We start from the raw sequence: 7,646 nt of genomic DNA on the forward strand, positions 1-7,646 counted from the left end.
TCCGTCAGGTCACTCGGATAGCGACGGCCGTCGTCCTTGTAGAGATCGCGATCCGCCTGCGTCCACATCGGCTCCTCCTGCCAACGACAACGCGCGACTGGCTCAATCAGTCAAACAGGCTCTGAGTGATCAAGGCAACGGCGGCTTGACCCGCGCCGACGACAACCGTTCGGGAGAACATGGCGCCGGAGCTCATGGGAGCGAGACGGGAACGTGGAGGATGAGGCCGTCGAGGTCCGAATGAGCGCGGATTTGGCAGCTCAGCCGGCTGTTCGGCCGCCGACCAGCCTCCACCATGTCCAGCACCTCGTCCTCGTCCGGACCTGGCCGTCCGGTTGCGGCGAGCCACTCCTCGGCGACGACGACGTGGCAGGTCGCGCAGGCCAGGGCGCCACCGCAATCTCCGAAGATGCCGGGGACGGAATGCGTCAGGGCCGCCTCCATGAGGGTGCGGCCGTCGCACACCTCCGCAACAATGTCGGGGTGGCCCTCGGGCTTCCAGGTGATGGTCGCCATGGTTCGTTCGGCTTTCCGGTCAAGGGCCGCCACCGAGGGCTGGCACCGCCTCGAAAGGTTCTCGACGCCTATTCGGCTGCGCTCTGGAACTCGCGCTCGAAACCGCCGGTTCGCGCGGCGATGTATTGCAGGAAATCGTAGATCGGGCGCTCCAGGTAGGAGAGGTGGCCCGCCTTCGCAGCCTCGGCCTTCAGCCCCCGATAGACCTTCTCGGTGCAACCGCGATCCTCAAGGTTCACCTCGTCGAGGAGCCGCTTGAGGTCGCGGACATAGTCCTCCGCCTTCGGATCGGCCATGAATTCCAACGAGAGTCCGCCGCCAAAGGTGATGTGGACCTGGCCAGGACCCTTGGGGTGGAGCGAGAGATACCAGAAATATCCCGGCGTCAGCGTGATGAGATGGCTCGGATAGAGAGCGAGGAGCGCCGTCGTCTTGCGCCAGTGGCCCTCTAGCCGAACATTGTCGGGATGGGCGTTCCCGATCGCCAGCGACGCCTCCTTGGTGATCCAGTGATAGTTGAAATCCGGCGAGCCCGGCGGGCAGATCATCTCTTCGAGCCGGGAATGCGGGCCGACCGTCGCCGCGTGGCAGACCGGCAGATGGTAGCTCTCCATGAAGTTCTCGGCGAGCACCTTCCAATTCGTGTCCCAGACATGGCTCTCGCGGAAGCACTCGACATAGCTCTCCATGCCGTAATGCGCGACCAGTTCCTCGACCGGCCGGAAGCGCTCCCTGACGCTCTGCGCAGCAGGGTTGAGCGTCACGTAGATCCAGCCGAGCCATTCCTCGCAGCGGATCTGCGGCAGCTTGTAGGCCTCTTTGCAGAAGCCCGTCGTCTCCTTCATGAACGGCGCGCCCCGCAGCGTGCCGTCGAGATTATAGGTCCAGGCGTGGTAGGAGCAGACGATGCTGCGCGCACGGCCCGACCCTTCCAGGAGCGTCGACATGCGGTGCAGGCAGACGTTGGACAGTGCCCGCAGCTCGCCCTTCTGGTCCCTCAGCACGATGATCGGCTGGTTCGCCACCTCGCAGGTGAGATAGTCGCCGGGCGCGGCGAGAGCGCTAGCGCGTCCGACGCACATCCATTCCTGCGCGAAGATGGTCTCCAGTTCGCGCCCGAGGAAGGCCTCGTCCTTGTAGACGCCGGGCGGCATGGCCACCGCGTCGTGGAACGGACGGCTGGCGGCCTGAAGCAGCTCGCCGAGTGGGGCGTGCGACGACATGGGACGCGTCCTTTCTCTGTGCGGAAGGCGCGGGCGCGGCCCGCGCCTCCCTCCATTCGCGGTGCCCCATGGCTAACACCTGCTGGAACAGGTAAAAACTCTGAAACTCCAGCCTTCAAGAAAGGCAAAATATGGTTCGCTTCACGCTGCGGCAATGCACCTATTTCCGCGCCGTGGCGGAGAACGGGGGGATCGCCCAGGCCGCGCGCGCGCTCAACATCTCCCAGCCCGCCGTCGCGCAGGCGATCGAGAAGCTCGAGGAGGTCACGGGCTTGCGCCTCTTCGACCGCCGGCACGCGCGCGGCACGACTCTGACGCGGCACGGGCGCGCCTTCCTCCAGCATGCAGCGGATCTCGAGCGACAGGCCGAGCAGGTGGCCCGCGAGGCGGCGGCGCTCGCCTCCCAGGTCGCAGGGGAAATTCGCCTCGGCTGCTTCGCGACGCTCGCCCCGTTCTTCGCCGCGAGCCTTGTGCGCAGCCATCTCGACCGCCATCCCGGGGTGCGGATGGTCACGCGCGAGCTGAGCCTGACGGCGCTGGCCGAGGAGGTGCGGGTCGGGAGCCTCGATATCGCACTGACCTACGATCTCGGGGCTGATCTCGCCGGCCTGTCAGTCCTGCCGCTCGCGGCGCTGCGGCCAAGGGTGGTCATCGCGGCCGACCATCCGCTGGCGGGCAAGCGCTTGGTCTCGCTGCGCGAACTGGCGGAGGAGCCATACGTGATGTTCGATGGGCCGGGCAGCCGGGGCTATTTCGAGGATCTCCTGCGCGAGCACGGCATCGCGCCGCCCATCGCCTACGCCTCGACGTCCCTGGAGGCGGTGCGCAGCGCGGTCGGCAACGGTTTTGGATTTACGCTCCTGGTGATGCGCCCCCACACCACGACGACCTACGATCTCAAATCATTGAAGGTGCTGCGGCTGCGCGACGCCCTCCGGCCATTGCGGATCGTGCTGGCGACGCGCGATCAGGACGAGGGCGACCCGCTCCTCGGACGCTTCGTGGATCACTGCGTCGATTATTTCAAAGCCCGCTTCGGAGCGCCCCCTGCCGTCGATCCCTGAGAAATCGGATCGGGCCTTATCGCCTGCGGGGTCCAAAGCTCGGAGCAACCATGCCGGGAATATAGGAATCCGAGATATGCGCCCGGCAGTGGGTGGCAAAGGCAGCGACGAGCTGCGTCTTGCGCAGCGACTTCAGCGTGGCAACGCCGATTGTCATCGGCCGGTGATCGCCCCCGAGACGGATGCGCACCAGCCGGCGGCCGTCGAGGGCGTAGTCCGAGCGGGGTGTGGCGTTGAGGATGGAATAGCCGTAGCCGTTGGCGACCATGGTGCGCACCACCTCGTGATGAGCCGAGCGCGCGGCGATGGTCGGTTCCAGGCCCTGCTTGAGGAAGATCGCCAGGAAGTATTCGCGGCTCATCGGCAAGTCGAGGAGGATCATCGGCTTTGCCGCGATCTCCTCAAGGATGACGGAGGGCCGCCGCGCGAGCGGGTCGGCCTCGCCCATCAGGACGTGCGGCGGCAGCTTGACGAGCGGTACGAACTCGATGTCGTCGGGAATGTGGAGATCGTAGCAGAGGGCGATATCGAGTTCCGAATGCCGGATGCCCTCGAAGAGATCTTCGTGGTGGCGCTCGACCGTGCGGATCGAGACGGTTGGAAAGGCCGCGGTGAAGGAATGCGTCAGCTCCGGCACCAGCATCGGCGCCAGCGTGACCATGCAGCCGAGCGACAGCGAGCCACGCACCTGCCCCGTCGCCTCCGTCGCGCGTAGGTAGAGGCTCTCGGCCTGCGCCACGAGGCTCTTCGCCTCGCGCAGGAGGTCGCGGCCGGCCGGCGTCAGCGAGAGGCCCTGCGCGTGGTGGCGCACGAAAAGCTGGACGTTCAGCTCCTGCTCCAGATGGGAAACAGCGGCGGAGATCGAGGGCTGCGAGATGTGGACGCGCTCGGAGGCGAGCGTGATGCTGCCGGCCTCGCCCACCGCGATGAAATACTCCAACTGGCGCAGCGTATAGCGCATCCGGGCCTCGAGGGGCGGCGTTTCGACACCGCCCCGCTATAGCATCGAACTATTCGTCGCCGGGAACCCCGTAGCTCGGCGCGGCGCCGGGATCGAGGGCGCGGGTCACGTAGTCCGCGAGCTGCGGCTTGTAGAGCGCCCAGAGCGCGGCCAGCGCTTCGACGGGGCAGTCTTCGGTCCAGTCGACGCGAAGGTCAGCGACCGGCCAGGACACCCGGTCGACCAGTGTCAGGCCGGCCGAGCGCAACGGCCCGGCCTCGCCCCCCGCCGCGACCGCCGCGCGCATGACCGCGACGAGGCGGTCGCCGAGATGGCCGGACGAGGCCTCGAAGGCCTCCACCATCCGCTGGGGCACGTGCGGGCCGGAGAGGAGGTTGCCGCCGCAGGCGACGCTCTCGCCCCTCGCTTCGGCGAAGATGCCGAGGGCACGCGGGCCGGAATGCATGGCCGTGCCGCCCCGGCCGTCGACGGCGAGGACCTGGCGGAATTCCATGTGCGGCGCCGAGGCGCGCAGCACCGCAACGGCCTGTTCGGCGCCGGCGCCGAGCGACATCAGGTCGAGCGCGCGGGGGCCGAGCGAGGGATCGGTGACGTTCTGGCTGGCGACCGCCCCGACCCCGGCTCGCGCATGCGCGCAGCGCGCCGCGACGGCCGGCGAGGAGGAAGAGACAGCGACGCCGAACATGCCCGTTTCCGGGCAGCGCGCGACGATCGAGACGGTCACGCGGCGTCCTCCGGGATGACCGCGATGGCGTCGATCTCGACCAGCCATTCGGGCCGGGCGAGGGCCGAGACGACGATGCCCGTCGAGACCGGATGGACGCCCTTCAGCCAGCGCCCGACGACGCGGTAGACCGCCTCGCGGTAGCGCGGATCGACGATGTAGATCGTGATCTTGCAGATGTGCTCGAGCCGGGAGCCCGCTTCTGTCAGCAGCATCTCGATATTGGCCATGGCCTTCTCGGCCTGGCCGGAGGGGTCGCCGATGGCGACGCTCTGCGAGGTGTCGAGGTCCTGCCCGATCTGGCCGCGCACGAAGACCATGCTGCCCTTCGCCACCACGGTCTGGCAGAGGTCGTTGTCGAGCTTCTGCTCGGGATAGGTGTCCTTGGTGTTGAACGTGCGGATGCGCGTATGTGCCGTCACGGCAGGCTCCATGCGGTGGGAAACGGGTGGAGGGCGCGGCGTCAGGCCGCCGGCGAGACCGCCGACGCCCTGCGGCACCGGGCGACGTGATGGTCGAGATAGCTGCGCCGCGTCGCGATGTGGTCTGCGAGATGGCGGGCATCGTGCCAGACGCCCCAGATGAAGCTGGACGCGCGGCCCGAGAGCCAGGGGAGGCCGAGGAAGTAGATGCCGGGCTCGCGGGAGATGCCGCGCTGGTGGTCCGGCCGGCCTTGCTCATCGAAGGCGTCGACCTCCAGCCAGGTGAAGTCGGAGGTGTAGCCCGTCGCCCAGATGATCGCGGAGATGCCGGCTTGCGCGAGGTCGAGGCGTTCGATCGGATCGGTGACACAGGCGGGATCGGGCAGGAAGACGCGGGCCTCGGTCTCCTGCGGCAGGTCGAGCCCGTTGCGCGCGGCATAGGCGTCGGCCTCGTCGAGGAGCGCGAGATAATAGGCGTCGCCACGCACGAGGGTCGCCGCGAGATCGGGAGCGAAGCTCAGGACGCCGTTACGGCAGTCCGTCGTCCGGCCGACCAGCGTCATGCCGCGATGGGCGAGGCGGCGGAAGTCGATCGTCTCGCCGCCATGGGCACCACTCACCGCGATGGTGACATGCTCGGTGCCGGGTGCGCGAGCCTGGATATCCCACTTGCCGAGGACGCCGAGCCACCACACGAAGTCGCGCCCGCGATAGGCGCGCGGCGGCCGGTCGTGAGGGCCGACCGAGAGGTAGACCCGCCGTCCCGCCCGCAGCAGCTCGTCGGCGATCTGGACGCCGGAGGAGCCCGCGCCGACCACCAGGATCGCGCCCGGCGGCAGCGCGGCCGGGTTGCGGTAGGCATTCGAGTGGAGCTGGACGGGGCCCGCCTCGGCCGGCACGATCGGCGGAATCACCGGCTTCTGGAACGCGCCCGTCGCGGAGACGATGGTGGTCGCCTCGATGGCCCCGTGCGAGGTCTCGACGCGGAAGCCCGGACGCCCGTCGAGGCGCCGCACCTTGATCACGTCGACGCCGCAGCGGATCGGGGCGCCGAAGGCGCGGGCATAGGCGGCGAAGTATTCGGCAACCTGGTCCTTCGGCACGAAGGCGTCTTCGTCGAAGGCCGCGAAGTCGAGGCCGGGGAAGCGGTCATGCCAGGCCGGGCCGTTGGCGACGAGCGAGTCCCAGCGGGCCGTGCGCCAGCGCTCGGCGATCCGCGCCCGTTCGAGGACGAGATGGGGCACGCCCTGCTTCGTCAGGTGTTCGCTCATCGCGACGCCTGCCTGACCGGCCCCGACGACGAGCGTGTCGATCGTCTCCACTGACATCTGCCACGTCCTTCCCTGCGCAACGCTCGTCCTCTGGGCTAACGCAGCTCGTGACTGGCGAACATTACGATTTGGATCAGCAGTGCTTCGGTCTTTCCGAGGCCGTCCCCGGCTCAGATCCGCAGCCGGGCGAGGAGCCGGTCCATCATCCGGCCGGCCGCCGCGAGATGGTCGAGGGCGATGAACTCGTCCGGCCTGTGGCCCTGGTCCATCGGGCCCGGCCCGCAGACGACGGTGGGGATCGAAAGCCCCTCGCGGAAGAGGCCGCCCTCGGTGCCGAAGGCGACCTTGCAGTGGCCCTCGTCCTCGACCAGCGCCTTGGCGAAGGCGACGACCTCCGCCGCGGGCGGCGTATCGAGCGCCGGATAGGCGATCACGGTCTCGATCTCCGCGCAGGTGAAGCGGCCCCGTTCGGCCGCGACGATCTCCTTGGCGTCTTGCCGCAGGAGGTCGAGGATCGCGCCCGCATCTACGCCCGAAACGTTGCGGATCTCGAAATCCAGCGTGCAGCGCTCGGGCACGATGGTGAGCGCCGTCCCGCCGTCGATGCGCCCGACAGGGATGGTCGTGGAAGGCACGTCGTCGTCGGTGTCGCTGCGCCGGCTTCGGGCCAGTGCGCCCTGGCGAAGGCGAAGCCGGTCCACGACGTCGCAGGCGAGGTAGATGGCGTCGAGGGCCCCGGGGGCCAGCGCCGCATGGCCGGCGCCCCCGTGGGCGCAGGCCCGCGCGGCGAGCTTGCCCTTGTGGCCGATCGCGATACGCATCGCGGTCGGCTCGCCGACGAGGCAGAGCCGCGGGCGCAGCGGCCGGGCGGCCATCCGCGCGATCAGCGAACGCACGCCGAGGCAGCCGACTTCCTCGTCGTGACTGAGCGCAAGGTGCAGCGGCACCGCCAGCCGCTCGCCGGCAGCCGGAAGCCCGGTCGGCGAGGGCGAGCGACGCCGCGAGGAAGCCCTTCATATCGGCAACGCCGCGCCCGTAGGCCCGCCCTCCCGGACGTCCAGGCGGACCGGATCGCCCGACCAGACCTGCCCGTCGACCGCCACGACACCGGTATGGCCCGACGGCATGACGGCGGGAGCGTCCGGCGGACCGAGGGTGGCGAAAGGATTGGCCTTGCGCCCGCCCGGGGGCGACGATCTCGACCGCCGCGCCGCGCTCGGCGAGGAAGCCGGCGGCGAAGTCGATCGATGCGAGGTTGGGATCACGGCTGACCTTGGGAAAGGCGATCAGACGGTCGAGAAGCGCGAGGGTGGAGGTCGACGTCCGGGGCATGAGCCGAGATTAAGAGCGCCTAACAGAACGGCACGATTAGGTCGGTTGGGCGTTGTGCTGGTATGGCTCGCCCGCTTCTCCCCGACGATCTCTGGGCTGCGATCGCCCCGCTTCTGCCACCACACCCGCCTCG

8 protein-coding genes are annotated in these 7,646 nt (G+C 68.8%); 1 reads left to right on the forward strand and 7 read right to left on the reverse strand.

The window, feature by feature from the left end; genetic code table 11:
* Positions 1 to 192 precede the first annotated feature (192 nt).
* Together FF100_RS36260 and FF100_RS36265 are read right to left on the reverse strand one after the other, a co-directional pair.
* A complete protein-coding gene (locus FF100_RS36260) occupies positions 193 to 516 on the reverse strand; it encodes a 2Fe-2S iron-sulfur cluster-binding protein (RefSeq protein ID WP_139040852.1) in 324 nt (107 codons plus the stop codon).
* Positions 517 to 584: 68 nt separating this feature from the next.
* The gene (locus tag FF100_RS36265; protein ID WP_139040853.1) at positions 585 to 1,739 is read right to left on the reverse strand and encodes an aromatic ring-hydroxylating oxygenase subunit alpha; all 1,155 of its coding nucleotides are present in this window, start codon (positions 1,737 to 1,739) and stop codon (positions 585 to 587) included.
* Between the two features lie 131 nt (positions 1,740 to 1,870).
* Here FF100_RS36265 and FF100_RS36270 point away from each other — a divergent pair, with 131 nt between their 5' ends.
* On the forward strand, positions 1,871 to 2,803 hold the full coding sequence (locus FF100_RS36270; RefSeq protein ID WP_139040854.1) for a LysR family transcriptional regulator: 933 nt from the start codon (positions 1,871 to 1,873) through the stop codon (positions 2,801 to 2,803).
* Positions 2,804 to 2,819: 16 nt separating this feature from the next.
* Here FF100_RS36270 and FF100_RS36275 read toward each other — a convergent pair whose 3' ends face one another.
* From FF100_RS36275 to FF100_RS36295, 5 genes are all read right to left on the reverse strand, one after another.
* Positions 2,820 to 3,764 carry a LysR family transcriptional regulator gene (locus FF100_RS36275; RefSeq protein ID WP_139040855.1) on the reverse strand — a complete coding sequence of 315 codons (945 nt, stop codon included), beginning with the start codon at positions 3,762 to 3,764 and terminating at the stop codon, positions 2,820 to 2,822.
* A gap of 49 nt (positions 3,765 to 3,813) precedes the next feature.
* Positions 3,814 to 4,488, reverse strand: a complete 675-nt coding sequence (locus FF100_RS36280) for a DUF1028 domain-containing protein (protein ID WP_139040856.1) — start codon at positions 4,486 to 4,488, stop codon at positions 3,814 to 3,816.
* Positions 4,485 to 4,922 carry a RidA family protein gene (locus tag FF100_RS36285; RefSeq protein WP_139040857.1) on the reverse strand — a complete coding sequence of 146 codons (438 nt, stop codon included), beginning with the start codon at positions 4,920 to 4,922 and terminating at the stop codon, positions 4,485 to 4,487. Before FF100_RS36285 ends, FF100_RS36280 begins: the two co-directional genes overlap by 4 nt.
* A gap of 29 nt (positions 4,923 to 4,951) precedes the next feature.
* Complete coding sequence (locus tag FF100_RS36290; RefSeq protein WP_139040858.1) at positions 4,952 to 6,238, reverse strand: flavin-containing monooxygenase; 1,287 nt, start codon at positions 6,236 to 6,238, stop codon at positions 4,952 to 4,954.
* 113 nt (positions 6,239 to 6,351) lie between these two features.
* A complete protein-coding gene (locus FF100_RS36295) occupies positions 6,352 to 7,128 on the reverse strand; it encodes a M20/M25/M40 family metallo-hydrolase (RefSeq protein ID WP_246102783.1) in 777 nt (258 codons plus the stop codon).
* Positions 7,129 to 7,646: the final 518 nt, after the last annotated feature.

This window comes from Methylobacterium terricola (genome assembly GCF_006151805.1).
Classification (GTDB): Bacteria; Pseudomonadota; Alphaproteobacteria; order Rhizobiales; family Beijerinckiaceae; genus Methylobacterium; species Methylobacterium terricola.